The organism is Aequorivita vitellina, from assembly GCF_022008365.1.
In the GTDB taxonomy this organism is placed as follows: domain Bacteria; phylum Bacteroidota; class Bacteroidia; order Flavobacteriales; family Flavobacteriaceae; genus Aequorivita; species Aequorivita vitellina.
Map to the genome: position 1 here is coordinate 13,676 of NZ_JAIRBA010000033.1, position 26,292 is coordinate 39,967.

The 26,292-nt window shown below is 38.6% G+C and carries 22 protein-coding genes; 13 read left to right on the forward strand and 9 right to left on the reverse strand.

What is annotated here, in order from left to right:
• Nucleotides 1-48: 48 nt before the first annotated feature.
• From K8089_RS13850 to uvrC, 3 genes are all read right to left on the reverse strand, one after another.
• Nucleotides 49-1,212, reverse strand: a complete 1,164-nt coding sequence (locus tag K8089_RS13850) for a homogentisate 1,2-dioxygenase (RefSeq protein ID WP_237603895.1) — start codon at nt 1,210-1,212, stop codon at nt 49-51.
• A 161-nt stretch (nt 1,213-1,373) separates the two neighbouring features.
• On the reverse strand, nt 1,374-3,605 hold the full coding sequence (locus tag K8089_RS13855; RefSeq protein WP_237603896.1) for a patatin-like phospholipase family protein: 2,232 nt from the start codon (nt 3,603-3,605) through the stop codon (nt 1,374-1,376).
• 180 nt (nt 3,606-3,785) lie between these two features.
• On the reverse strand, nt 3,786-5,579 hold the full coding sequence (uvrC, locus tag K8089_RS13860; protein ID WP_237603897.1) for an excinuclease ABC subunit UvrC: 1,794 nt from the start codon (nt 5,577-5,579) through the stop codon (nt 3,786-3,788).
• A 195-nt stretch (nt 5,580-5,774) separates the two neighbouring features.
• Here uvrC and K8089_RS13865 point away from each other — a divergent pair, with 195 nt between their 5' ends.
• From K8089_RS13865 to K8089_RS13905, 9 genes are all read left to right on the forward strand, one after another.
• Nucleotides 5,775-6,857 carry a T9SS type A sorting domain-containing protein gene (locus tag K8089_RS13865; protein WP_237603898.1) on the forward strand — a complete coding sequence of 361 codons (1,083 nt, stop codon included), beginning with the start codon at nt 5,775-5,777 and terminating at the stop codon, nt 6,855-6,857.
• Between the two features lie 333 nt (nt 6,858-7,190).
• Entirely contained in the window at nt 7,191-8,270 is a 1,080-nt protein-coding gene (locus tag K8089_RS13870; protein ID WP_237603899.1) for a T9SS type A sorting domain-containing protein, read from the forward strand.
• A 167-nt stretch (nt 8,271-8,437) separates the two neighbouring features.
• The gene (locus tag K8089_RS13875) at nt 8,438-9,316 is read left to right on the forward strand and encodes an ATP-grasp domain-containing protein (protein WP_237603900.1); all 879 of its coding nucleotides are present in this window, start codon (nt 8,438-8,440) and stop codon (nt 9,314-9,316) included.
• 111 nt (nt 9,317-9,427) lie between these two features.
• Complete coding sequence (locus tag K8089_RS13880) at nt 9,428-9,853, forward strand: ATP-dependent zinc protease family protein (protein WP_237603901.1); 426 nt, start codon at nt 9,428-9,430, stop codon at nt 9,851-9,853.
• Nucleotides 9,850-10,722, forward strand: a complete 873-nt coding sequence (rimK, locus tag K8089_RS13885) for a 30S ribosomal protein S6--L-glutamate ligase (RefSeq protein WP_237603902.1) — start codon at nt 9,850-9,852, stop codon at nt 10,720-10,722. The genes K8089_RS13880 and rimK overlap by 4 nt, the downstream gene beginning before the upstream one ends.
• A 2-nt stretch (nt 10,723-10,724) precedes the next feature.
• On the forward strand, nt 10,725-11,726 hold the full coding sequence (locus tag K8089_RS13890) for a succinylglutamate desuccinylase/aspartoacylase family protein (RefSeq protein WP_237603903.1): 1,002 nt from the start codon (nt 10,725-10,727) through the stop codon (nt 11,724-11,726).
• Nucleotides 11,727-11,782: 56 nt separating this feature from the next.
• Nucleotides 11,783-12,352 (forward strand): 5-formyltetrahydrofolate cyclo-ligase, encoded by a 570-nt coding sequence (locus K8089_RS13895; RefSeq protein WP_237603904.1) that lies wholly within the window; start codon nt 11,783-11,785, stop codon nt 12,350-12,352.
• Nucleotides 12,353-12,397: 45 nt separating this feature from the next.
• Entirely contained in the window at nt 12,398-12,688 is a 291-nt protein-coding gene (locus K8089_RS13900) for a CD225/dispanin family protein (RefSeq protein WP_237603905.1), read from the forward strand.
• The gene (locus K8089_RS13905) at nt 12,678-13,088 is read left to right on the forward strand and encodes a DUF2752 domain-containing protein (protein ID WP_237603906.1); all 411 of its coding nucleotides are present in this window, start codon (nt 12,678-12,680) and stop codon (nt 13,086-13,088) included. The genes K8089_RS13900 and K8089_RS13905 overlap by 11 nt, the downstream gene beginning before the upstream one ends.
• Before the next feature lie 106 nt (nt 13,089-13,194).
• On the opposite strand, the gene K8089_RS13910 is transcribed toward K8089_RS13905, so the two are convergent.
• The 5 genes from K8089_RS13910 to K8089_RS13930 form a co-directional block, all read right to left on the reverse strand.
• Nucleotides 13,195-13,809: a lipoprotein signal peptidase gene (locus K8089_RS13910; RefSeq protein ID WP_237603907.1), complete on the reverse strand. Its 615-nt coding sequence runs from the start codon at nt 13,807-13,809 to the stop codon at nt 13,195-13,197.
• 135 nt (nt 13,810-13,944) lie between these two features.
• The gene (locus K8089_RS13915) at nt 13,945-14,574 is read right to left on the reverse strand and encodes a DUF4097 domain-containing protein (protein ID WP_237603908.1); all 630 of its coding nucleotides are present in this window, start codon (nt 14,572-14,574) and stop codon (nt 13,945-13,947) included.
• Nucleotides 14,575-14,660: 86 nt separating this feature from the next.
• Complete coding sequence (locus tag K8089_RS13920; protein ID WP_237603909.1) at nt 14,661-15,044, reverse strand: TraR/DksA family transcriptional regulator; 384 nt, start codon at nt 15,042-15,044, stop codon at nt 14,661-14,663.
• Nucleotides 15,045-15,046: 2 nt separating this feature from the next.
• Nucleotides 15,047-18,469 carry an isoleucine--tRNA ligase gene (gene ileS / locus K8089_RS13925; protein WP_237603910.1) on the reverse strand — a complete coding sequence of 1,141 codons (3,423 nt, stop codon included), beginning with the start codon at nt 18,467-18,469 and terminating at the stop codon, nt 15,047-15,049.
• A 143-nt stretch (nt 18,470-18,612) separates the two neighbouring features.
• Nucleotides 18,613-19,146 carry a hypothetical protein gene (locus tag K8089_RS13930; RefSeq protein ID WP_237603911.1) on the reverse strand — a complete coding sequence of 178 codons (534 nt, stop codon included), beginning with the start codon at nt 19,144-19,146 and terminating at the stop codon, nt 18,613-18,615.
• A gap of 382 nt (nt 19,147-19,528) precedes the next feature.
• On the opposite strand from K8089_RS13930, the gene K8089_RS13935 reads away from it, so the two are divergent.
• The 4 genes from K8089_RS13935 to K8089_RS13950 all read left to right on the forward strand — a co-directional run bounded on the left by K8089_RS13935 (nt 19,529) and on the right by K8089_RS13950 (nt 24,671).
• Nucleotides 19,529-21,595 (forward strand): protein-disulfide reductase DsbD family protein, encoded by a 2,067-nt coding sequence (locus tag K8089_RS13935; RefSeq protein ID WP_237603912.1) that lies wholly within the window; start codon nt 19,529-19,531, stop codon nt 21,593-21,595.
• 129 nt (nt 21,596-21,724) lie between these two features.
• On the forward strand, nt 21,725-23,215 hold the full coding sequence (locus tag K8089_RS13940; protein ID WP_237603913.1) for an aminotransferase class V-fold PLP-dependent enzyme: 1,491 nt from the start codon (nt 21,725-21,727) through the stop codon (nt 23,213-23,215).
• Nucleotides 23,216-23,277: 62 nt separating this feature from the next.
• Nucleotides 23,278-24,201 (forward strand): DUF6268 family outer membrane beta-barrel protein, encoded by a 924-nt coding sequence (locus tag K8089_RS13945; RefSeq protein WP_237603914.1) that lies wholly within the window; start codon nt 23,278-23,280, stop codon nt 24,199-24,201.
• 116 nt (nt 24,202-24,317) lie between these two features.
• Nucleotides 24,318-24,671 carry a hypothetical protein gene (locus K8089_RS13950; RefSeq protein WP_237603915.1) on the forward strand — a complete coding sequence of 118 codons (354 nt, stop codon included), beginning with the start codon at nt 24,318-24,320 and terminating at the stop codon, nt 24,669-24,671.
• A gap of 46 nt (nt 24,672-24,717) precedes the next feature.
• Here K8089_RS13950 and K8089_RS13955 read toward each other — a convergent pair whose 3' ends face one another.
• Entirely contained in the window at nt 24,718-25,521 is an 804-nt protein-coding gene (locus K8089_RS13955; protein WP_237603916.1) for a hypothetical protein, read from the reverse strand.
• Between the last annotated feature and the right edge of the window lie 771 nt (nt 25,522-26,292).

Here is a 26,292-nt window from a genome sequence, read left to right on the forward strand (position 1 = left end):
TTTAATGTCATAAAATGCGTTTTTCTGCTAGCTGCAATTGACTATTCACTACTCTTTCTCCAACCAACTCTGGTAATACGTACCATCCGAAAGTTTTAAACCATCTTCGGTAACTTGTAACGGTTTAAAAGTATCTACCATAACGGCCAGTTCTTCTGTTTCTGTTTTACCAATACTTCTTTCCGCAGCACCAGGATGCGGTCCGTGTACAATACCGGCAGGGTGAAGCGTGATTTGTCCTGCTTCAATATCGTTTCGGCTCATAAAATCGCCATCTACGTAATATAACACCTCATCGCTATCTATATTGCTGTGATTATACGGTGCTGGAATACTCAGTGGGTGATAATCATACAACCTCGGCACAAAACTACAGACAACCATGGCATCTGTTTCAAAAGTTTGGTGTACTGGCGGTGGTTGGTGAATGCGACCTGTAATTGGTTCAAAATCGTGAATTGAAAAGGCGTACGGAAAGTTGTACCCGTCATAACCCACAACATCAAAAGGGTGTGTGGCGTAAACCATTTCAAAAATATCGTCTTGTTTTTTCACTTTTACCAAAAACTCGCCTTTTTCGTCGTGGTGTTCAAGCTCCTGTGGCTTGCGGATGTCGCGTTCGCAATACGGTGAATGTTCCAACAATTGGCCAAACCAGTTTCTGTAACGTTTTGGGGTGTAAATTGGGCGTCGCGATTCCACAATAAAAAGTCGGTTGTCTTCGGTGTCGAAATCTATTTTGTAAATAATTCCACGGGGAACCAACAAATAATCGCCGTATTTAAAATCGAGATTGCCTAAAAAAGTTCGCAGTTTTCCGCTGCCTTTATGGATGAAAATCAATTCATCGGCATCGGTATTTTTATAAAAATAATCTTTTTGCGATTCTTGCGGCGCGGCAAGTATTATGCTGCAATCGCTATTGGTGAGTACCGTTTTACGGCTGTTGAGATAATCTTTTTCGGGCTTTACATCGAAACCTTTAAGCCGAAGCGATTCCATATTATTGGCGCGTGCAATCTTCGGGGCAACGTTGTATTGTTTTAATATTTCCTTTACTTGTGTGGGGCGATATTCGTGATAAATATTGCTGTACATCCCATCAAAACCAACGGTTCCGAAAAGTTGTTCTGAATAAAGGCTTCCGTCCGGTTTGCGGAATTGCGTATGGCGTTTGGGCGGTATTTTGCCCAGTTTGTGATAGAAAGGCATCTTTTTAAATTAATGGGTTATTGAGTTATTGTGTTCATTAATTTATTGCAAAATATGAATTTGTGATTATAGTTTTTCCTAATAACTTAGTAACCAAACCACCTCATAACTCTTCTCTACAAATATCGTAAAAATATTAGAGCTAAACGTTCAATATTATGCTAAAACCGATACCCCAGCGCAACATACCACTCGCTGCTATCCAATTCGGGCGAATAGGAATATTTAAGTTCCATTGGCCCCAAAATTGTTTCTAACCCGTAGCCCAAAGAATAGCCCGAATAATCTACACCATCTATCCACTCTCCATTTTCAAAAAGGTCGTTACCAACGTTGGCAATATTTGCTGAAATATTGATGTGGTTTTTTCTGAAAATTTCATAATCAAGGGTAAGGGTAGATTTAAGATAAGTATTTCCACGGAGCGAAATAGCTTCATAGCCCATAAAAGGCACAATGTTATTCATCTCTTTAAAACCGTACCCGCCCAAAGCAAAATCTAAGGTAGTAGTTTCGGGGCCGCCTAATTTAAAACCGCCTTCACTTGTAAAATGGGCTGAAAAATTTGGAAAAAATGTATGTGCATATCCAAATTTTGCTTTTGCTAACGAAAATGGCTGAAAGTCTTTATTGCGTCCGTGTGCGAAAAGATACCAATGAAAATCGCCCAAAAAATACGCTCCAGATTTTGGGAAGAAACTATTGTCGTAAGTATCGTATTCCAAGAAACCGTACGCACTGTAATAATTGGTGCTTTCAAAAACGGTGCGCGGCAAATTCTGATCATCGGTTCCTATGGTTTCAGAAAGATATCTTAGATATTTATGCTCTCCTCCCAAGCCGAAAGCAAAAGTTCGGCGAAAGAGCGTTTCAAAATATAACTGATTGGTGAAATCGCTGTATTTAATAGAAATTTTATTAATGGGTAATGACAGGTCTGCGTTTAAATCTGCATCAATAAAATCGAGTGGAACATCGGCTTCAAAAAAATGATATTTTGAATTAAAGCCTACACTCCAATAAAAACCCTTATCTACATAGTATTCAAAATTGTAGCGCAGATTATCGCCGGCTATCAAATCTAATGAAGCAATATCGTTATTTGTTAACAGGCGTTTGCGGGTAATATTTACTAAGGCACCTGTACGAAACAAATCGTCATAATGCGCCGCAAAACGAAGCATCATTGACGAGCTACTCTCCCGCAATTGCAACAACAGTGTACTTTGGTTGTTATCATCTTCAAAAAATCGATAATTAATATCCTGAAAATTTCCGGTAGCGGAAAGATTGTTGATGCCTTCACTAAAGTCTTTATAGCTAACCTTATCTGGGGTGCGAAGCTTCAATTTCCCCAACACATAACTTCGGCTGTATTTTTCGTTGCCTTCAATGCGCACCTCTTTTATATAAATGGTGTCGCGGTTTTCAAACTTAATTTCTTTCTTTTCAAAAGGTCTTTGTTGCGAAGCGACGCTGTCAAGCTGTTGCTTGTACAAGGCTGCAGCGGTTACCCCAGCCTCCACAATTTTTTTACCTTCATTGAATGAAACTACTGAAAAATCCTTAATATTTGGGTGAATATAAACGTCGGTGTTTTTTCGTTTTTCTATCATATCATTGATAGTACGGTAGTTGTTTATCTGCACCAAAACCTCGAAGGCCGATTTTAAATTATCGCGGGTTTTAAGACTGTCCTGCACGTCAACACCAATAATTATATCCATTCCCTTGGCGCGCACCTCGTTTAACGGATAGTTGTTTACCACACCCCCGTCTATAAGCACTTTGTCGTCAATAATCACCGGACTAAAAAGTGATGGCAACGCCCCGCTGGCAATAACGGCACGTGGAAGATAACCGCGATCTAAAATTACTTCTTTCCCCGTTTCAACATTTGTGGCAACGCAGAAAAAAGGAATAGGCAGCTCACTAAAATCTGAAATATTACTTACGTGACTCGTTAATTTTGAAAGCAGATTATACACATTTTGCCCTTTTGAAAGGCCCGACGGAAATCCAATTTTAAATTTGTCGAACGGAAGCGTTAACGCGTATTTTTCCGACTCCTTTTTTTCGTAAAATGTTTTTGAACTTCGCGGAATATCGTCCTGTATTAAAGTGCTGAAGTTAGTCTCTTTAAAAATACTATCTAGCTGTTTAGCCGAATATCCCGACGCATACAACGCGCCTATAATAGCCCCCATACTGGTTCCGCCAATATAATCTATACGCACCCCTGCTTCTTCAATTACCTTTAACGCTCCAATATGCGCCAAGCCTTTTGCCCCGCCACCACTCAAAACAAGACCCACCTTTAAATCCTCGTCCTTTCCTTGTGAAAACGACAAAGCCGTAATAAATAAAAACGCTATCATTAAAAATTGCTTCATAGCTGGATTGTTCGTTATTTTTTTATTTATACTGTCAGTTCGAGCGCAGCCGAGAACCTTTTCCTATGTCAGTTCGAGCGCAGTCGAGAACCTTTCCTTCTGTCCGTTCGAGCGCAGTCGAGAACTCCTTTGTCAGTTCGAGCGCAGTCGAGAATTCTTTCATTTAAAACCTATCATCAACTACTCATCATTAAAATGTGCCGATATTTTCTTAGCCCGACTCGCACCAACTACCTTCGAAAGTTCATCAAAGCTGGCAGCTTTTATTCGTTTTTTACTCTTAAAATGTTTTAGCAACTCTACTACCGTCTTTTCACCAATTCCGGGAATGGTTTCCAGCTCAGTATTCAGCGCCTGCTTGCTACGTTTGCTTCGGTGAAATGTAATACCAAAACGGTGCGCTTCGTTGCGCAATTGCTGAATAATCTTTAAAGTTTCACTTTTCTTATCTAAATACAACGGAATGGGGTCATCGGGGTAAAACAATTCTTCCAATCGCTTTGCAATACCAATTATTGCAATTTTTCCGCGCAGCCCCAACTTGTCTAAACTTTTTAAAGAAGAAGACAATTGCCCCTTCCCTCCATCTATGATGATAAGTTGCGGCAAGGGTTGCTCTTCTTCTAACAATCTTTTATAACGGCGGTAAACCACTTCTTCCATCGAAGCAAAGTCATCGGGGCCTTCAACAGTTTTTATATTGAATTTGCGATAGTCTTTTTTACTCGGCTTGCCATTTTTAAAAACCACACAGGCCGCAACGGGGTTTGTTCCTTGAATATTACTATTGTCAAAACACTCAATGTGTCGCGGTTCTTCACTTAGCCGTAAGTCCTTTTTCATTTGCGCCATAATGCGCTTTTCATGACGGTCGGGGTCAACAATTTTGGCTTGCTTAAACCTTTCCATACGGTAATATTTTGCATTTCTTTCAGAAAGTTCAAGAATAGCTTTTTTGTCGCCCAGCTTAGGTACATGCACTTTTATCCCTTCGCCCAATTCTACCTTAAAAGGTACGTATATTTCCTTTGATTGTGAATTAAACCGTTGCCTGATTTCAATAATGGCGAGCTGCAATAATTCTTCATCGGTTTCGTCCAATTTCTTTTTAATTTCCAGCGTGTGCGAACGAATAATCGCGCCGTGGGAAAGCTGCAGAAAATTCACATAACCATAACTTTCGTCAGAAATTACAGAGAAAACATCTACATTATTAATCTTAGGATTTACAACGGTGCTTTTGCTTTGGTAGTTTTCCAGAATATCAACCTTTTCCTTTACGCGCTGCGCCTCCTCAAATTTTAAATCGGCAGCCAAAGTTTTCATCTGCTTTTTAAATCTGTGCAGCGAGTCTTTAAAATTCCCCTTCACAATATTGCGGATGGCTTCAATGTTTTCGTTGTAATCCGCTTCAGATTGCAGCCCCTCACAGGGGCCCAAGCAATTCCCCAAGTGATATTCCAAACACACCTTATATTTCCCTGCCCTAATTTTTTCTTCAGAAAGGTCGTAATTGCAGGTGCGCAACGGATACAACCCTTTAATCAAATCCAGGAGCGTGTGTACGGTTTTCATACTTGTGTATGGCCCAAAATATTCGCTGCCGTCTTTTATCATCCGGCGGGTTGGAAAAACTCTTGGAAATCGTTCATTTTTTATACAAATCCACGGATAACTTTTATCGTCTTTCAGCAGAACATTGTAGCGTGGCTGGTATTTTTTTATCAAATTGTTTTCCAGCAAAAGTGCATCGGTTTCGGTCTTTACAACGATGTGCTTAATAGTCGCAATCTTCTTCACCAAAAGCCGCGTGCGGTTGTTGTCAAAATTTTTAGTGAAATAGGACGAAACGCGTTTTTTTAGGTTTTTTGCCTTGCCCACATACAGCAGCTTCCCGTCTTTATCGTAATATTGATAAACGCCGGGCGAATTGGGAAGGGTTGCAATTTGAAGTGTTACCGAAGCTTGGGCCATAGGTTCAAAGATAGTGGATTGTAGGTTTTAAGCGCAATGAATTTGAAGGGTAAAATGTTAAATGACAATTAAGATTTAGAATTCTAAAGAACGTGCTTTTATTGAATATTTTTTTGAAAGTTTGGACATTGAGGCTTTATGCTTTATTTTTAAGATATTTCAAAATTGGTCAATGACAAGTAAAATAAACTTATTATGAAAAAGATATTGATTCTTGCTGCTTTTGTACACACCATTTTCTGTACGGCACAATATACGGCAATACCAGATCCCAATTTTGAGGATTTTCTGGAACAAAATGGCATGGGTGACGGCATTCCCAATAACGGTTTGGTGCTGACTGCCAATATAGAGAACGTTACTACACTTTCCGCAAGCGGGAAGGGCATACAAGACCTGACTGGGATTGAAGATTTTACCGCTGTTGAACTTATAGGATGTGCCAACAATAACCTTCCATTTTTGGATGTCTCACAGAATATGAATTTATGGGCTCTTAATTGCCAATCCAGCAATGTTGTGGAATTGCATCTACCCCCAACAGCGACACTGGAAATTTTAAATTGCCCCGAAAATTTTTTGACAGCGCTCGATATTAGCCAAAACCCCGGTTTGGAGCAATTGTATTGTGATATTAACGATATAGGGAGTTTGGACCTTACAAACAATCCGGTCATTGATTTAGTTATAGCCACCTATAATAATATATCAGGAGTTTTGGATACCTCCCAAAATCCATTGCTCACCTCAATTTCCGTGAGCCATAATAACATATCGAATATTGATTTAACCCAAAACCTAATACTTTTGGGCTTTGACGCAACTAATAACCCACTCGAAAGTCTCGATGTAAGAAACGGCAATAACGAGAATATTGCAACCTTTAATGTTTACGAAACCTCTGATTATTTGGAATGCATCCTCGTGGACGACGCCAGCGCCAGCTATCTGGACGATTGGCTAAAGGACCCGGGGACCACCTTTGTAAACAACCAGGCAGAGTGCGATGCCCTGGGGGTGGCAGATGCAACACTGCAAGATTTTACGATGTATCCCAATCCGGCAACCAGCGAGGTTATCTTAAATCTCCCCAACCACGGGTTTGATGGGCTGGTCGTTACCGTGACCAATAACTTGGGGCAGGTTTTGGAAAGCAAAGAACCATTGAGAAACAAAACGTTTATAAAACTTGATGTTTCAGGCTATACTGCGGGAGTCTATTTTGTAACCCTAAAAGCCGGCAATGATGTTACTACCAAAAAGTTGGTGGTGCGGTAAGATTGTAAATTTAAATTAGTAAAAGGAGCTATAACAGGCTCCCTTTAAAGTTGACGAAATTGGTTTTTTTAAAATTTTAACGTATATTTAACCATTATAAATTTTAAATGGCCCAAATCATGAGAAAATTTACTTCTTCCTTTTGGCTTCTTTGATCTTTGTGATGAGCAATAAGGCCCACGCACAGATCCATTGCGAAATTGATACCTTGGCTTCCGCCAATAAGACCCTTGATACTTCAACTCTTGATGAGGGGCTATACTTCCTTCATTTTTATGAAAACGGCGAGCTTATCGTAAAACAATTGGTCATTGAACATTAAAAAACCCAAATATGAAATATTTAATAATCATTGGCTGTTTTATTTGCGGCATATCCAGCTATTCCCAATACACGGCAATACCAGACCCCAATTTTGAAAATTACCTTGAGCAGAACGGCATGGGCGATGGAGTGCCGGGCAATGGACAGGTGCTTACCGCAAACATAAATACGGTAACAGAATTGTTGGTAAATATCCAGAATATTAGCGATCTTACGGGCATTGAAGATTTTGTGGCCTTGGAACTTTTAGGCTGTGCATTTAATCCATTGACCACATTAGACCTCAGCAATAACCATCAGCTTGTTGAGTTATACTGCACCTCTGGCAACATAGAGAGTTTGAACATTACCCAATGCCCAAATTTAGAGATTTTGTATTGTGATGAAAATTTTTTAATGGAACTCGATATAAGCCAGAATCCCAATCTTGACGAACTAAGTTGCGAATGGAATCTTTTGACGGGTTTGGACACCACGCAAAACCCCAATCTTGGGTATTTGTTTTGTGAACATAACGAAATAGAAGGGTATTTTGACACATCCCAGAACCCTGAGTTGATCTATTTTACAGCACACGATAATAATATAACTGACTTGGATTTCACACAAAATCCTTTTTTAAATAGTTTTGGAGGATTTTCAAATCCTTTAGAAAATGTGGACGTCCGCAATGGTAACAATGCTAATATGCAGACATTTAACGTCACAGATTCCAGCGGTCTAAAATGCATCCTCGTGGACGACGCCAGCGCCAGCTATCTGGACGATTGGCTAAAAGACCCAGGGACCACCTTTGTAAACAACCAAGCAGAGTGCGATGCGCTGGGGGTGGCCGCCGCAACACTGCAAGGTTTTACCATGTACCCCAACCCGGCAACCAGCGAGGTTATCTTAAACCTCCCCAACCAAGGGTTTGATGGGCTGGTCGTTACCGTAACCAATAACTTAGGGCAGGTTTTGGAAAGCAAAGAACCATTGAGAAACAAAACGTTTATAAAACTTGATGTTTCGGGCTATACTGCGGGAGTCTATTTTGTAACCCTAAAAGCCGGCAATGATGTTACTACCAAAAAGTTGGTGGTGCATTAGGATTTTTTTTGTTTTAAAATTAGAAAAAGGGAGCTGTTGTGGCTGCCCTTTTTTGGTTTAAAAAAATCTGTGTAGCATTCCCAAAAATGTTAATACTGGATTAAAATTATTGGTGCATTTAAAACCCCTTCGGCTTTTTAATTAAATTGCAAGCACAATAACCAATTATGAACATTGCCATTCTTTCCCGAGGGGAAACATTATATTCCACCCAAAGTCTTTTAAAAGCTGGGGAAGCGCGCAACCACACTATGGAGGTTTTGGATCCTTCCTATTGCAACCTCGCCGTGGAAAACGGAAAAGCGGTACTCTATTTTCAAGATGAATTGGTAGACGACCTGCACGCGGTAATCCCTAGAATTGGTGCTTCAAATACTTATTTTGGTACAAATGTGGTCCGCCATTTTGAGGCAATGGGGGTTTTTAGTGTGGCTTCTTCAGTTGGAATTATTAATAGCCGCGACAAATGGACTTGTTTTCAAATATTGGCAAAACATCAAATTCCCGTGCCACGCACAATGTATGCTTCGTTTTTTGAATTTGAAGAACAATTAAAAACCTTTAACGGCAAGCCCATTATCATCAAACTTTTGGAAGGCACACACGGCGAAGGCGTTATTCTTACTGAAAGTCCGCAGAATGCGATGGCCACGATTGAAACTTTGAATGCCGCTGGCGTTAAATTTATACTTCAGGAATATATTGAGGAAGCAAACGGCGCCGACGTACGCGCCATAGTGGTGGACGGCGTTGTGGTTGCAGCGATGAAACGCAAATGCAAGCTTGGTGATTTCCGCAGCAATCTGCATCGGGGCGGGACTTCGGAAATGATTTCGCTGTCTGCCGCAGAGGAAAAAATTGCAATAAAAGCAGCAAAAACGATGGGTCTCGGATTTTGTGGAGTAGATATTCTGCAATCAAAAAACGGGCCGTTGGTTTTGGAAATAAACAGCACGCCAGGATTGGAAGGCATTGAAAATACTTCGGGAAAGAATATTTCAAAGAGCGTAATCGGTTTTATTGAACGAGCTATAAAGTTGCAGTAAATAGTTTCTGCTATTGGATATTAAAAACTCTATTCAGCTTCAATTTCGATTTCAATTTCGATTTCAATTTCGATTTCTATTGTATACCTTGCAATAACAAAATTTAAAACTTTGAAAAGAGAAATTGGCAGAATAGACAAAGCAGACTTTCCGCAACTCAATTTAATCAATATTGAGGTGAAAATTGATACTGGGGCGTACACTTCATCAATTCACTGTAAAAATGTGAAAGTTGAAGACAATTATCTAAAATGTACCTTTTTAGATGAAGAACATCCCAGTTACCACGAAAAAGAATTTGTTTTTGACGAATACGATGTAAAAGTAGTGAAAAGCAGTAACGGGCAAGCTCAAGCCCGTTATAGAATTAAAACTGAAATTGTTTTATTTGGAAAAACGCACCCAATTTATTTAACATTGAGCGATCGAGAAGAAATGCGTTTCCCCGTACTTTTAGGTCGAAATTTTCTAAGTAGAAAATATGTCGTTGATATAAATAAAACCAACCTCTCTTATAAACAAAAAATCGAAAAATGAATATTAAAATATTATCGGCAAATGCAAACCTGTACTCTACAAAAAGGCTTGTAGAAGCTGCAAAAGCCAGAAAACACGATGTTGAGGTTATCAATCACACCAAATGCGATATTGTAATTGAAAAGAAAAACCCCGTAATTATATACAAAGGCCAAAAAATTGAACATACCGATGCAATTATCCCTCGTATTGGAGCTTCTGTTACATTTTACGGTACCGCTGTTGTTCGCCAATTTGAAATGATGCGCGTTTTTACCACCACCGAATCGCAAGCCTTGGTACGCTCGCGCGACAAACTGCGAAGCTTACAAATACTTTCCCGCGCTGGTTTGGGATTGCCTAAAACCGTTTTTACAAACTATTCTAAAAACGTAAAAGAAATTGTAGATCAAGCTGGTGGCGCCCCCGTAATTATAAAATTGTTGGAAGGAACGCAGGGTATTGGCGTAATTTTAGTCGAAACCCGAAAAGCCGCCGAATCTGTAATTGAAGCTTTTAATAATTTACAAGCCCGTGTTATTGTGCAGGAATTTATTAAAGAAGCTGGAGGGGCCGATATCCGTGCATTTATTGTGGATGGCCAAGTTGTGGGCGCTATGAAACGGCAAGGAAAAGAAGGCGAATTTAGAAGTAATTTGCACCGCGGCGGAACGGCTTCGGTTATAAAACTTACAGATGAAGAAGAAACGGCCGCTCTAAAAGCAGCCCGAGCTATGGGCTTGGGAATTGCGGGAGTAGATATGCTTCAATCTGCTCGAGGACCGTTGATTTTAGAAGTAAACTCTTCCCCAGGTTTAGAAGGAATTGAACAGGCTACGGGCAAAGACATTGCAAATCATATTATTAAATATATTGAAAGAAACGTTTAAAAATGGCTAAAAAGGAAGAACGCGATATTGTAATTTTAAATGAACACGTAGCGCTAGGTGAAAGCAAAACGATCGATTTCAGCATTGCGAAACTTTATACTTCCACAAAGGTTGAAATTCCAATAATAATTGAACGTTCTAAAATTCCGGGTCCAACGGTCTTAATCACAGCCGCCATCCACGGCGATGAAATAAACGGAGTGGAAATTGTTCGTCAGCTAATTGCCCGAAAACTCAACAAACCAAAACGAGGCACTATTATCTGCATCCCAATTTTAAACGTCTTTGGGTTTTTAAACGGCGATCGCTCCTTCCCCGATGGACGCGACCTCAACAGGGTTTTTCCAGGGACAAAAACGGGTTCGTTGGCGAGTAGGGTTGCGTATCATTTCACCAAAAAAGTTTTGCCACACGCAGATTATTGCCTCGATTTTCACACGGGCGGCGCCAGTAGATTTAACGCGGCACAGATTAGAATAAAACCTGGTGACGAACGGTTGTTAGCACTAGCAAAAGTTTTTAACGCACCTTTTACCGTATATTCAAATACTATCGAGAAATCTTATAGAAAAACGTGTCAAAAAATGGGGATTCCTGTTTTGCTTTTTGAAGGCGGAAAAAGTCGCGAAAGCAACAAGCAAATTGCAAGAGAAGGTGTTGATGGCATTTTGCGTTTCTTAGAACATTTAGATATGTTGGGTACCAGACACGCGGCGCCAGAGCCAAATACAAAAACGGTAATTATTGAAAAAAGCAAATGGATTCGTGCCTATAGAAGCGGCCTACTTCACGTAAAAATCGATTGCAACAAACACGTGGAGAGAGGTGAGTTCTTAGCAACAATTACAGATCCGTATGGCAAAATGCGTTTCAAGGTTACTTCGCCCAATGAGGGTTATATTATCAATGTAAACCAATCGCCAATTGTAAATCAAGGTGATGCAATTTTTCATATTTCAACTCAAAACACAGCAAATACCGAAGATGAGGAAATGGAGGATTGAGGTTTTCTACTTTTGAATTTATTCTCTGGTTAGATTTTAAATGAAATTTATAAAGTATGTCAGATAAAGCTACTTTGCGTATAAAATATAAAAAGCTGCGAGAGCATTTTTCTGAAAAAGCAGTTGAAGAAATGAGTCTTCAAATTGCAAATCAGGCGTTAAAACTTCCCATTTGGGATAAAACGTATTACCATATTTTTCTCACTATTTCAGAAAAAAAAGAAGTTAATACTGAATATTTACTTCATATTCTTCAGGGAAAGGATAAAAGCATCGTCATTTCAAAAGCAGAATTTTCAACGGGTGAAATGCAGCATTTCTTGCTACAGGAAAACACCGAAATACGAACTTCAAAATACGGAATTCCGGAACCAGTCGCAGGATTAACAATTTCACCAGAAATTATAGATGTTGTCTTCGTTCCGCTATTGGCTTACGATCAACTAGGACATAGAGTGGGTTACGGAAAAGGGTTTTACGATCGTTTTTTAGCAAAATGCACTCCCAATACAGTTTTCGTGGGACTTTCTTTTTTTGATGCCGAGCTTGCAATATCTTTTGAATCCAACGATATTCCTTTAGATTTTTGTGTCACGCCAAAAACCAGTATCGATTTTAGAAAATAAGCCTGTATCTTTAACGACAGAAATCGTTTAAAAACCAAAAAATTCATGGAGTTTTCAAGAATTGAACCCAGTGGTAATCCACCAGAAAATTATTTAATTTTCGCAATCCTGATGACCATATTCTGTTGCTGGCCCGTGGGTATTTTTGCTATCCTAAAAGCCACAAAAGTACGAGAATTGTGGGCTATGGGCGATGAAGTAGGTGCGCAAAAAGCTGCAGATGACGCTAAAAAATTAACTATTTGGGGCGCTGTGGCTGCTTTTGTTTTAATTATAATTCCTGTGATAATTTTATTTTCAATGGGTATTTTCGCAACTTTAATGGATGCAGCTTAAAACGTTTCATAAAATAGGACTAATTACAGTTTTACTGCTAAGTTTTGTATTTGTATATTATTTTTTCAACCCCGCTTCAAATTTTTTCATTCCCTGCCCCTTTCATTATTTAACTGGATTTTACTGCCCGGGTTGCGGCTCGCAGCGTGCCATTCATTTATTACTACACGGCGATGTTTTTGGAGCGTTTCGGTTTAACCCATTAATGGTGCTAACCTTGCCTATTTTAATTTATGGATTGGGACTAACACTTGCCAATTGGATATTTGGCACCCAAAAAAGGTTTATGCTTTTCTATAGCAAGCTCTTTATTTTCGGGTATTTTGGTTTGGCAATTCTATTTTGGATCTTACGGAATTTGCCATTTTATCCTTTTAATTTGCTCGCGCCAACCGCTTAAAATATTGAAGAAAATAACTATATGGATTTTTAGAATTACCACCCGTTTTAACAGGTGGATTAACACCGCCAAAATTTAACGGATTTTAACCCAAAAAAAGCTTAATTTATAATTCAGTGTCCTCTTTTTTCGGAAAAGCTTTTTTGTTGAAAAGAAGCAGTAAAATTACCCCAATACTTATTGAAGAATCGGCAACGTTAAAAACGGGGTCAAAAAAAGTGAAGTATTCACCCCCCCAAAACGGAACCCATTCTGGCAATGTACCTCCGTAAAGCGGGAAGTAAAGCATATCTACCACTTTTCCGTGAAATAGGGTGCCGTAACCTCCGTCCTCAGGGAATAATGTGGCTACTTGATGATGACTATCATTAAAAATAATTCCGTAAAAAACAGAATCGATAATGTTGCCCAAAGCCCCAGCGAAGATTAGAGCCACACAAAAAATGAGGATGGTGGGCATATTTTTCCGAACGGAATCCCACAACCAATAACCAATACCACCAATTGCAACAATTCTAAAAAGCGTTAAGAAAAGTTTGCCATATTCGCCCGGAATTTTCGCTCCCCAAGCCATTCCTTCGTTTTCAACAAAAAGAATTCTAAACCAATCAAACACGCGAATTTCTTCACCTAATACAAAGTGCGTTTTAATATAATATTTTGAAATCTGATCTATTAATAAAATCAGAACGATGATGACTGTAGCTTTCTTTAGGCTCATAACATTCCCCGCAAAGGCGGGGATCTCATTAAATTTGTAAAATAATTAACTTCGCAAAACGAAAGCCCTCCTTCAACATCGTAGCATGGCTACGAAGACCGAAACGCTTCTATGGGCGTGGCAAAAATAGCAATATTATTTGGTTTGCAGCAGCATAATATTGCCGTTGACACTTTCAGCTTCAATAAGAAATCTTCCACCCTTGGGAAGTGTATTATTAACAGTGCCATGCTTTGAAATTGCCCTTCCCGAAACATGCATTTTGGCAAGAACACTTATGTCTCCGTTTGCTGTTTTTAAGTGCGCATTTCCTAAGAAATTAGTTAGCGTACAACTTCCATTTTGTAGAGAAACCGCCAGTTTTTTAATGTTTCCCGTAGCTTCCAACGAAGCCAATTCCGATTTAATTTTTACTGAAATATTTTCCGGAATAAAAAGCATTATTTCAACTGCCATTAGTTTATGCGCAGCCAGTTTATCATTTTCAAAAGCAAAATAAGGCATCAATCCCGTTTTCAATGAAAGCGTTCCGTTTAAAAAGTTTTCTTCAATAATTATGGCTTCGGAATGTTCCCCAGAAATTTTAGCTTTAATTTGAATAGTTTCTCTTTTGGAACCAAAAATTTCAATCTTAAAAATAGCATCATCTTCAATATACAACGCGTGAAGTCCTTCGGCAGCAAATTCCTTCTCGAGAACTTTTTGAGCCACGACGCAATGAATTCCGAAGCAAATAAAAACAATTATAAAAAATGTTTTGTGCATCGTTTTAAATATAATAATTCAAAAACGGTCAACAAAAAAGCCCCACTGTTTAAGATGGGGCTAATTGTGTTTTTGTAGTCCAGAAACTACTTTTGTAAATTCTTAGCCTCGATGCTTAAAGTAGCGTGTGGCACGAGTTTTAAACGTTCTTTATTGATCAATTTACCAGTTACGCGACAAACGCCGTAAGTTTTATTTTCTATACGCACCAATGCATTTTTAAGGTCGCGAATAAATTTTTCCTGACGTATGGCAAGTTGCGAGTTTGCTTCTTTGCTCATCACCTCGCTGCCTTCATCAAAAGCTTTAAAGGTAGGCGAAGTATCGTCTGTACCGTTATTACTGTCGTTTTTATACGAACTTTGAATCAACTCCAATTGTTCGGTTGCCTTTTTTATTTTATCGTTTAAAAGTAATCTAAATTCTTCCAGTTCGGCATCTGAATATCTGGTTCTTCCTGTGTCTGTCATGATTAATGTTTTTTAATACGTATTTGGGTTTCAATATCGTCAAATGCAATTTCTGTTCCTTCTTCAATATTCGGTTGAAATTGCAAAACCTCTGTTAATGTTTCTTCTTTTATATATGCTAGGTTTTGTTTTACCGCCACCTCTAATGCTTCGTTATTTTTAAGTGTAACCTCAATGCGGTTTGTTACTTCAAACCCGCTGTCTTTTCGCAGGTTTTGAATTCTGTTTACCAGCTCTCGGGCAATTCCTTCGTTTTTTAATTCAGGCGTTATTGTTACATCGAGCGCGACAGTAACTCCATTTGCATTTGCAACCAACCAGCCCTCAATGTCCTGCGAACTAATTATTACATCTTCGAGTGCCAATGTAGTACTTTTTTCATTAATAAAAACTGATATTTCCCCGTCTTTCTCTAAAATAGCAATTTGTTGTTGATTAAAAGCTGAAATAGTGGCTGCCACTGCTTTCATATCTTTTCCAAATCGCGGGCCAAGGGCTTTAAAATTTGGCTTTATCTGTTTTACCAATATGCCAGAGCCTTCGTCTATCAGTTCTATTTCTTTTACGTTTACTTCGCATTTTATTAAATCTGAAACCGCTAAAATTTCCTCTTTTTCAGAATCTTCCAAAACCGGAATCATTATTTTTTGAAGCGGTTGGCGCACTTTTATTTTCTCCTTTTGACGTAAAGAAAGTACGAGCGACGATATGGTTTGTGCTTTCTGCATCTTGTGCTCTAACTTTTTGTTGATGAACGAAATATCTGCTTTCGGGAAATCGGTTAAATGTACCGATGCTTCGGCTCCGCTCTGCAACCTTCGTTCATTTGCAATACCCGAGCTTAGATCTTTATAGAGTCTATCCATAAAGAATGGAGCCACAGGAGCGCCTAGTTTTGCTACGGTTTCCAAACACGTATAAAGTGTTTGATAGGCCGAAATTTTATCGTCGTTATAACTGCCCTTCCAGTATCTTCTTCGGCTTAAGCGTACAAACCAATTGCTTAAATTTTCCTGCACAAATTCCGAAATAGCGCGCGTTGCCTTTGTAGGCTCATAATCGGCATAATATTCGTCTACTTTTTGGATAAGGGAGTGTAATTCTGAAAGTATCCAACGGTCAATTTCCGGACGTTTTGCCAGCGGAAGATCCTGCTCAATATACTCAAAATTATCGAGATTGGCGTAGAGACTGAAAAAACTATACGTATTATAAAGCGTTCCGAAGAATTTATTGCGCACCTCTGAAATTCCGTCTTGGTCAAATTTTAAATTGTCCCACGGATTTGCATTGCTAATCATATACCAACGTGTGGCATCTGGCCCATACACGTCTAAAGTTTCAAATGGATCTACAGCATTGCCCAAACGTTTGCTCATTTTCTGACCGTTTTTGTCTAAAACTAGTCCGTTTGAAACTACGTTTTTATAAGCAACATCGTCAAAAACCATGGTTGCTATTGCGTGTAATGTATAAAACCAACCACGCGTTTGATCTACACCTTCAGCAATAAAATCTGCTTTGCGCCACGTATTTTCTACCTTCTCTTTGTTTTCAAAAGGATAATGCCATTGTGCGTACGGCATGCTTCCACTGTCAAACCAAACATCTATTAAATCGGCTTCGCGCTTCATTGGCTTTCCGCTTGGCGAAACAAGGGTTATTCCGTCAACTATATTTTTATGAAGATCTACATTTGCGTAGTTTTCTTCGGAAAAATCGCCAGGTTTAAACTCCTCAAAAATATCGTTGGTCATAAAACCAGCGGCGACAGCTTTTTGCATTTCTGCTTTTAATTCTTCAACAGAACCTATTATAATTTCTTCTTTTCCATCTTCGGTTCTCCAAATTGGCAACGGGATTCCCCAATAGCGCGAACGCGAAAGGTTCCAATCGTTGGCATTTGCAAGCCAATTTCCAAAACGACCTTCGCCGGTAGCTTTTGGCTTCCAGTTAATTTCTTTGTTAAGCTCGAACATTCTATCGCGAAATTCGGTAACTTTTATAAACCAAGAATCTAAGGGATAATATAGAATTGGCTTATCTGTACGCCAGCAATTTGGATAGCTGTGTAAATATTTTTCTACTTTGAAGGCTTTATTTTCAGTCTTCAATTTAATTGCCAGCTCAACATCTACAGATTTCTCCGGCTCCTCTCCTTCGTCGTAATATTCGTTTTTTACGTATTTACCCGCCAGTTCTTTCATTTCTGGACGAAACTTTCCTTGAAGATCAACTAATGGAACGAGGTTACCGTTTTCGTCTTTTACCAACATTGGTGGTATTTCGGGCACTGCTTCTTTTGCAACTTTAGCATCATCTGCACCAAAAGTTGGCGCGGTGTGTACAATACCCGTTCCGTCTTCGGTAGTAACAAAATCGCCAGCAATAATTCTGAATGCATTTTCAGGATTGTCGTGTGGCTTCACGTAGTCTAGTAATTGTTCGTAACGAATGCCTAACAAAGCTGCGCCTTTAAACTCCTTTGCAATAAAATACGGAATCAATTTATCGCCTTGAGTGAAGGATTCTAAAGATTCTTCATTTGGCTTTTCTTCATATTTATTTGCGAATTGACTCGCAACCAAGTTTTTCGCCAACACAACATTTATTGGCTGAAATGTGTATTGGTTAAAAGTTTTCACCAAAACATAATCAATCTTTGCGCCAACTGTAAGTGCCGTATTACTCGGAAGCGTCCAAGGAGTAGTCGTCCAAGCGAGGAACCAAATATTGTTTGATTCTTCTGCCAAGAAATCGGGCAAAGTTTCGGCCATTGCCTTAAACTGGGCAACTACCGTGGTGTCTGTAATATCTTGATAGGTACCGGGTTGGTTGAGTTCGTGTGAACTTAAACCTGTTCCCGCTTTTGGGGAGTAGGGCTGGATAGTGTACCCTTTATAAATTAAATTCTTGTTGTAAATTTCTTTCAAAAGCCACCAAACGGTTTCCATATATTTTGGCTCGTAAGTAACATACGGATTTTCCATATCTACCCAGTAGCCGGCCCGTTCTGTAAGGTTGTTCCAAACATCTGTGTACCGCATAACCGCTTTTTTGCAGGCAGCGTTGTACTCTTCAACCGAAATCTTTTTACCAATGTCTTCTTTGGTGATGCCCAGTTCTTTTTCAACACCTAATTCAATTGGTAAACCGTGGGTGTCCCAACCTGCTTTTCTATCTACTTTAAACCCTTTTTGGGTTTTGTAGCGGCAGAAAATATCTTTTATCGCGCGCGCCATAACGTGGTGAATACCGGGAAGCCCGTTGGCAGACGGCGGTCCTTCAAAAAACACGAACGGTTCTGCCCCCTCGCGAATGGAAATACTCTGTTCAAAAATGTTTTCTTCTTTCCAGAAATCCAGTATATCTTCCGCCAGTTTAGGGAGGTTTAGCCCTTTGTGTTCTTTAAATTTTGTGCTCATAGTATGAATATTCAATAAAGTGTGCAAAAGTAAGGTTTTTTAAAGAAATAATTGATTTCTTAAACCGCAGTGATTTCACACAAAATATTATCAAAAAACGCCACTTTACAAAGCGGCGTTTTCCAGTATATATAACGTAATTTCTATCTAGAAAATCTGTATTCCACAGTAGTAACGATGGTACTATTGTTAGAAACCATTGTTTCTTCAGAATATAGCGTCATTCCAGTTTCGGTGTAGTCCCTAATCTCTAATGAGGTTACTCCGCCGTCGCTGTCTGTAACTATTAAAGTACTATTTCCAACACTTAAAGAGTACGTTCCCGACTCGTCTAAATCTACAATAACGGTGTCGCCCACAGTAGTGCTTCCATCTGCATTAGTTACTGTAGTTACCGTATTAAACAACCCACTAGCTGTGTAGGTATTATCTGCATTAAACACGAAATTTACGTTTTGAAAAACACTACCTACCGTTACTGCAGACGATGTAGAAGTTGTTCCGTTGTTAAAAGTGATTGTTTCAACTTCTCTAATTTCCAAAAAATTTAATTTGTAAGTGTCCACAAAATTAGCAGCGGAAAGCGTGTACGGTGGTGGATTATTGTCATCATCGCTACTACAACTAATGGTTGCTGCTGCCAAGATAAAAAGGAAAAACAATTTTGATATTTTCATAATTTCAAATTTTTTTAATTTTCGGCGAAGATAACACCATTTCACCAACTAACGCGCTCTAATTGTATTTATTATGTTTTAAATAACACAAAATATTTCAATAAAACATTGTAATTTCTGAAATATTTTACAAAATAATTACTGATTATAAAGAATTAAAGCAAACGCAACGAAAGAATATAAAAGCGCTTTTCTGAAAAATCCCAGAAATATTTTAGAAATTCTTCTTTTCTAAACCATTTCATCCACATAATCTAAAGGTATCTTTATATTTGTATTTATTTTTTAAGGGTTTAGCCCTAAAATTGCATCATAATTTTGGTTACTACTTTTATTATTTCAACTTTTGAAATTTATTTTGCCCATACAAACTAGTTCACTAATGAAAAAAATATTCCTATCCCTACTGCTCGCTACAGTTTCAATGGGTTTCGTGCAGTCTCAAATTCTTGACCCAGTATCGTGGTCAACAAGCATAAAAAAAATATCGGAAACAGAATACGATTTAATTGCTAAAGCCACTATTGAAGACAACTGGCATTTGTATTCGCAGGTAGTACCCGAAGATGGCCCATTGCCAACAGTTTTCACTTTTGAAGAAAATAGCGCCTACAAATCTGTAGGAAAAGTAAAGGAAAGCAAAGGTGTTACCGAACACGATCCGGTCTTTGATATGGTGATTACCTTCTTTTCGCATACCGCCACTTTTACCAAAAGAATAGCTTTAACAGGTACTGAAGGCACTACCATTAAAGGCGAAGTAGAATTTATGGTCTGCGATGACACGCGCTGTTTACCACCAAATTATGTAGATTTAGTTTTTAAAATTCCCGCCCCAAAGAAAGGTACTGAAACAACTGTAACCCCTGTAAAAACAGATGATCCAGAAATAACCGAAACGAATACTGAAAATATTGAAGACACAATAACTACTGAAATAACGGAAGTTGTAAAAGATAGTGTTCCTTCTACCTCAGAAACTTCGAAGGCAGCAATTAAGCAAACAAAAAAACAAGAAAATAGAGGACTTTGGACCATCTTTGTAGTGGCCTTCCTTTTCGGATTTACAGCGTTGCTAACGCCTTGTGTTTTCCCAATGATCCCAATGACGGTTAGCTTTTTTACAAAGCAAAGTAAATCGCGGGCTGCAGGAATTAGAAATGCTATTATCTACGGTATTGCAATTATTGTTATCTATGTGTTTCTGGGTGCAATTGTAACGTGGTTCTTTGGAGCAGATGCGCTAAACGCACTCTCCACAAATGTTTGGTTTAACTTTTTCTTCTTTCTATTACTAGTAATTTTCGCCCTTTCTTTCTTAGGAGCTTTTGAAATAATGCTACCCAATTCTTGGGCAAACAAAGTAGATAAGCAAGCAGGTCGCGGCGGATTAATAGGAATCTTTTTTATGGCCTTGGCGCTGGCAATTGTTTCGTTCTCTTGTACAGGCCCTATTATTGGAACGCTTCTGGTTGAAGCCGCTTCCAAAGGTGGTATCGCGCCATTTGTAGGAATGTTTGGATTTTCATTGGCCTTGGCGATGCCGTTTGCGCTTTTTGCAGCATTTCCGGGATGGATGAATTCACTGCCAAAATCTGGAGGATGGTTAAATACGGTTAAAGTATTTTTAGGGTTTTTAGAACTTGCCTTGGCATTCAAATTCCTTTCCAATGCAGATCTGGTGCTTCAACTACACTGGTTGGAAAGAGAGGTTTTCTTAGCAATTTGGATTGCTGTTTTTGGAGCCTTAACATTATATTTATTCGGAAAATTCAAACTGCCGCACGATTCGCCTTTAGATCATTTATCAGTTGGCCGTTTAAGTTTAGGTTTGATAGTGGCGGCATTCACCATTTATTTGATTCCTGGATTGTGGGGCGCGCCTTTAAAATTAATTAGCGGTTTTCCACCACCAATGCAGTACAGCGAATCTCCATATGGCGTAGGATTTACAAAAATGAGTAGCGGTGGCAGTACCAGCACCACCGAATTTCCCGAAGGTGCCCATCTTGGACCGCACGATATACTGGCATTTCACGATTATGAAACCGGATTGGCGTATGCTAAAAAAGTAGGCAAACCAGTTCTCGTAGATTTCACAGGTCACGCTTGCGTAAACTGCCGAAAAATGGAAGAACGCGTGTGGAGCGAACCAAAAATTTTAAAACTATTAAATCAAGACGTCGTGCTTATTTCGCTCTATGTTGACGATAAAAGACCACTCCCAAAAGACGAAAATTTTATTTCTGAAATATCGGGGAAAAAGTTAAAGTACATCGGGCAGAAATGGAGCGAATTCCAAATCTTACGGTACAAAGCAAACGCACAACCATTCTATGTTTTAATGGATCACAATGAAGAAAACTTAATCGATCCGGTAGGTTATACGCCAGATATTGAAGAATATTACAGTTGGCTTCAAGACGGAACTGCAGCCTTTGAAAAATAGAAGCGTCTAAGTGCCTCGTTTTAAGCGATATTGATTAATTTGGTGAAGTATTTTGAATAAAGCAGAAAAACTGTTTTTGCATTGTTCCACTACACTAGTAGATTTTAAGTAATTTTTAAAAATTCAATAATGATTACTTCGGAAGAAAAAATAAACACAACTTCACTTGAAAAGTACTTTGAACCTTTTCGAAATAATATTGTAGGCATTAATCAAGAATTTGATTCTCCTTTCGGAAGAAAAAAAATCATCTATACTGATTGGACGGCAAGCGGACGTTTATATGCCCCAATTGAAGAAAAAATGCTAAAGGATTTTGGCCCTTACGTTGCAAATACTCATACTGAAACTGCCGTTACAGGAACGGCGATGACCAAAGCCTACCACGAAGCGAGAAACATAATTAAAAACCACGTAAACGCCAATTCGCACGATGTGCTAATTACCACTGGCAGCGGAATGACGGGCGCCATAAATAAGTTTCAGCGCATTTTAGGTTTGAAAATTCCGGAGAGTATAAGAAAGTACACCAACATTCCCGATGAAATTAAACCAGTGGTTTTTGTTACGCACATGGAACATCACAGCAATCAAACCTCTTGGCTGGAAACAATTGCCGATGTTGTGGTAATACCTCCAAATGACGATGTTTTGGTGTGTTTAAAAACCTTTGCTGAAATTGTAAAAAAATACGCAAATCGCCCCATTAAAATTGCGGCTGTAACCGGCTGTTCAAATGTAACTGGTATTCAAACCCCATATCGCGAAATTGCAAAACTAATACATAAAAACGACGGTTTGTGTTTTGTTGATTTTGCCTGTTCTGCTCCTTATATTTCAATAGATATGCATCCCGCAGAGGAAGGCGCACATTTAGACGCAATTTTCTTTTCGCCACATAAATTTTTGGGAGGCCCCGGAACCAGCGGCGTACTTATTTTTAACAACAATCTTTATAAAAATACCATCCCCGATAATCCTGGAGGCGGCACTGTTTCGTGGACCAATCCTTGGGGAAATCACAAATACATTGACGATATTGAAACCCGCGAAGACGGTGGCACACCGGGGTTTCTTCAAACTATTCGCACGGCGCTTTCTATTAAATTGAAAGAAAAAATGGGAATTGAAAATATTTTGAAACGCGAGCACGAGTTTTTAGATATTATTTTTGAAAAACTCGGCAGCATTCCAAATCTTAAAATTTTAGCACCCCAAACAAAAGATAGATTGGCGGTAATTAGTTTTTATATTGAAGACTTACATTTCAATTTAGGCGTTAAATTGCTCAATGACCGTTTCGGAATTCAAACCCGCGGCGGCTGCTCATGCGCTGGAACGTACGGCCATTACTTGCTTCACGTAGATCAAGAAACATCAAATACCATTACTTGCGAAATTGACGGTGGCAATCTTACCCACAAACCGGGATGGATACGAATGTCCTTTAACCCAACCAGCACAGATGCCGAAGCACACTACGTTTGCGATGCCATAAAACAATTGGCCGAGAATTTTACCGAATGGGGTAAGGAATACAATTACAATTCGCATAGCAACGAGTTTTTTCACAAACAAGAACTTCCCGATAATAAAATGGAGCATTGGTTTACTTTCTAGCAATTATTTATTTTATCTTTAAAACGATAAAAATGTAATCAGAACTAGTTCACCCTACAAATTTGAAAAAACTTTTATTTCTCACGTTTCTTTTGCCACTCTTCGTTTCTTCGCAAGAATACGTAGATCTTTTCCGAATAGGATACGGGCAGACTTTCAATAATAATTTTGAAGGAACTAACAGTAGCACTTTTGTAAAATCTTTCGAAGTTGGCTTGACCTTCCCGGTCGTTCTCAACGAAAATCACGCTTTGATAACGGGAGCAGATTTTAGTAGAAATAATCTGCAACTTTTTCCCGAAGCCGAATTTACCAGTCTTTACAGCACAAATTTGAAACTGGGAATGGCTTCCAATTGGTCCGAAAAATGGAGCTCTACAATTATTTTACTTCCGAAGATAGCTTCAGATTACAAAAACATTTCAAGTGATGAATTTTATTTGGGAGGTTTCGCAGTTTTAAAATTTAAGAAAAACACAAACCTCAAATACCGTTTTGGCATTTATGCATCGCAGGAAGCTTTTGGGCTTTTTACCACGCCTATTATTGGTTGGTACTATTTAAGCCCAAATAAACGCTTTGAGATGGATATGAGCTTGCCTATTTCGGCAGATGTAAGCTATAAATTAGGAACCACAACAATTGGCGTGGATTACTTCGGAATTGGCCGCAGTTACAATGTGCATTATGAAAACGCCCCTTCGCTTTATGCAGACCTCAGTTCTTTGGAATTTGCGAGTTATTTGCAATTCAATGTAATGGAAGAAAGCGTTTTATTACGTGCCAAATTGGGCTATTCCAGCAATAATTATGAAATGTATGCCGAAGGTGAAAAAATGGATTTAGGCATTTCGGCCTTTAGTTTTGGCGACGATCGCACTCAATTAAACCCTTCGCTAAACGGTGGTGTTTTTTTGAAATTTGAAGCGATTTATAGGTTTCATATAAAGGAAAACACCAAATCGGAAGAAGTAAATTCCAAATAAATTCAAAAATTAAACAAAATTCAAAATTCAAAAAAATCGCTTTCTTGAATTTGGGTTTTTGGTGATTGATGCTTCAAGTTTTGGAATTTATTTTGAAAAAGTCCTATCTTTAAAATATGGAAAGGAGCTGTCCCGAATGTGGCGAAAGAATTATTGGGCGCGCAGACAAAAAGTTTTGCAGCGACGCCTGCCGTAATGCACATAACAATTCGTTAAATAAAGACCGAAAGAATTTAGTTAGAAATATTAACAACCGTCTTCGTAAAAACTATCGTATTTTAGAAACATTAAACACCGAAGACAAAACTAAAACTACCAAAGAAAGGCTGCTACGCATGGGTTTTAGTTTTGAATATTTTACGGGTATTTATACTACAAAATCTGGCTCTACCTACTACTATTTATACGATCAGGGGTATCTTCCGTTGGACAATAACTTTTATCTTTTAGTGAAAAAAGATCTTAAATAATTTTCAAAATAAAAACAATCTCACCGCTAACAGCTTACAGTACAAATCACTTCACTCCCATAACCTTCATCCCTCCAGCATCTTTAATTTTCAGTAACTCCCCATTAACATTCCTGTAAAAAGAAACTCCAATAAAAGTTATTACAGCTACCTCATCTGGTATGGCAATACCTTCCGTCAACTTTACGCAAAGCTTAACAGGTGCAATGTAATCTTGCTCTAGGGCAATTGGATCACTCTCAGTAATCATCCCAATGTTTTTAAATCTTCGCTCCAATGCTACATATTTTTTCTTGTTAGCATCGTATTCATAATTGCTAACAGTACCCCCACCTAACTTAAATGTAAGATGTGTTGCGTTCTCGGGAGCAGTTATCTGCTCCAAGCTATTTAAGCTAGGCGAACTCCAACTTACCTCATTTCTTTTCTTGTTTAATGTGGGCTTTTTCTTAATTCCCCCTACACTATATACTAAGTGCCGATTATTTATAAATTCAAAACCCTCCAATACAGTTCCGTACTTCCTGATATCAAGTTTACGTTGTCCAATCAATCCTTCCCCTAAAAGAACTATTTTTCGCATTCGGCCGCTTAACCTTCCCGAAAAATAACGATCCCCAAGGCCATTTTTCTTTAGCATCAAAGCCAAACGTAAATCCTTGGCAGCCATACTGCCTCCTCCCATTTCCATATTGCCATGTCGCGTCCCCTCACTGCGTGGGTTTTTTTTAATACGATCCTTGTTCACCTTCGCCTTCATCTTAACAATGGTGCCAAATTCATCTTGACTAAAACTGAGGTCTCCTATCGACCCCGCCAGTTTAAATATATCATTCTTTATCCGTGCCATCTCTAATTATTTTAAAATAATGCTGTTAGTTATATAGTTTAACAACTTAGTAAATTGTAAATCTTTTTCACAAATCTCAAGCCTAACGTCTAACATTAATCTTATGTCCTACGCCTGCCCCCCTCAGAGGTGCTTATTGTTCTACGTCTAAGACCTAACATGTCACATCATAAATAACTATGCCCTATAGCATAGCCTAGTAAAGTCTGGGTAAAGTCCAGGTAAGGTCCGGGTGAACTTCGGGTGAACTCCGCTTAAATTTTAGGTTAACTTAGAATATTGGTGTGCAAAATAAACCTCCCCCTTTAACTTATCCTAAGACCCACCAAGTCCAATCTGTAGACAACAAATTCGAAATTAAAGTGCTAATTATTAATGCAATATACATTGCGAAATACCTAAAGTCAATTATCTAACTTAATTTTTACACAATCAAAATAACCAGAATACTATTAAAAAAATCATCCAAGAAATTTCCTTAGCCAATTTATATTTAATAATCAACAATTGCACAAATAAACAACTCACGAATTAACTAATCAACCAATCCCATTTATTTTGAACATAAAAAAATCGCCCGAAGAATGTCCTCGGGCGATTTACAATTATAAACTAATTACTTATAAACTACTCTTTTAATAGTCGTTTAGTTATCTCACCCTTGGCGCCTTTAATCTTAACATAGTAAGAAGCAGCGGCAAGTTGGTCTATGTTTAGGGTTTTTACATTGCCCATTCCACGAAGATCTTCGGTCTGTACCAATCTTCCTCT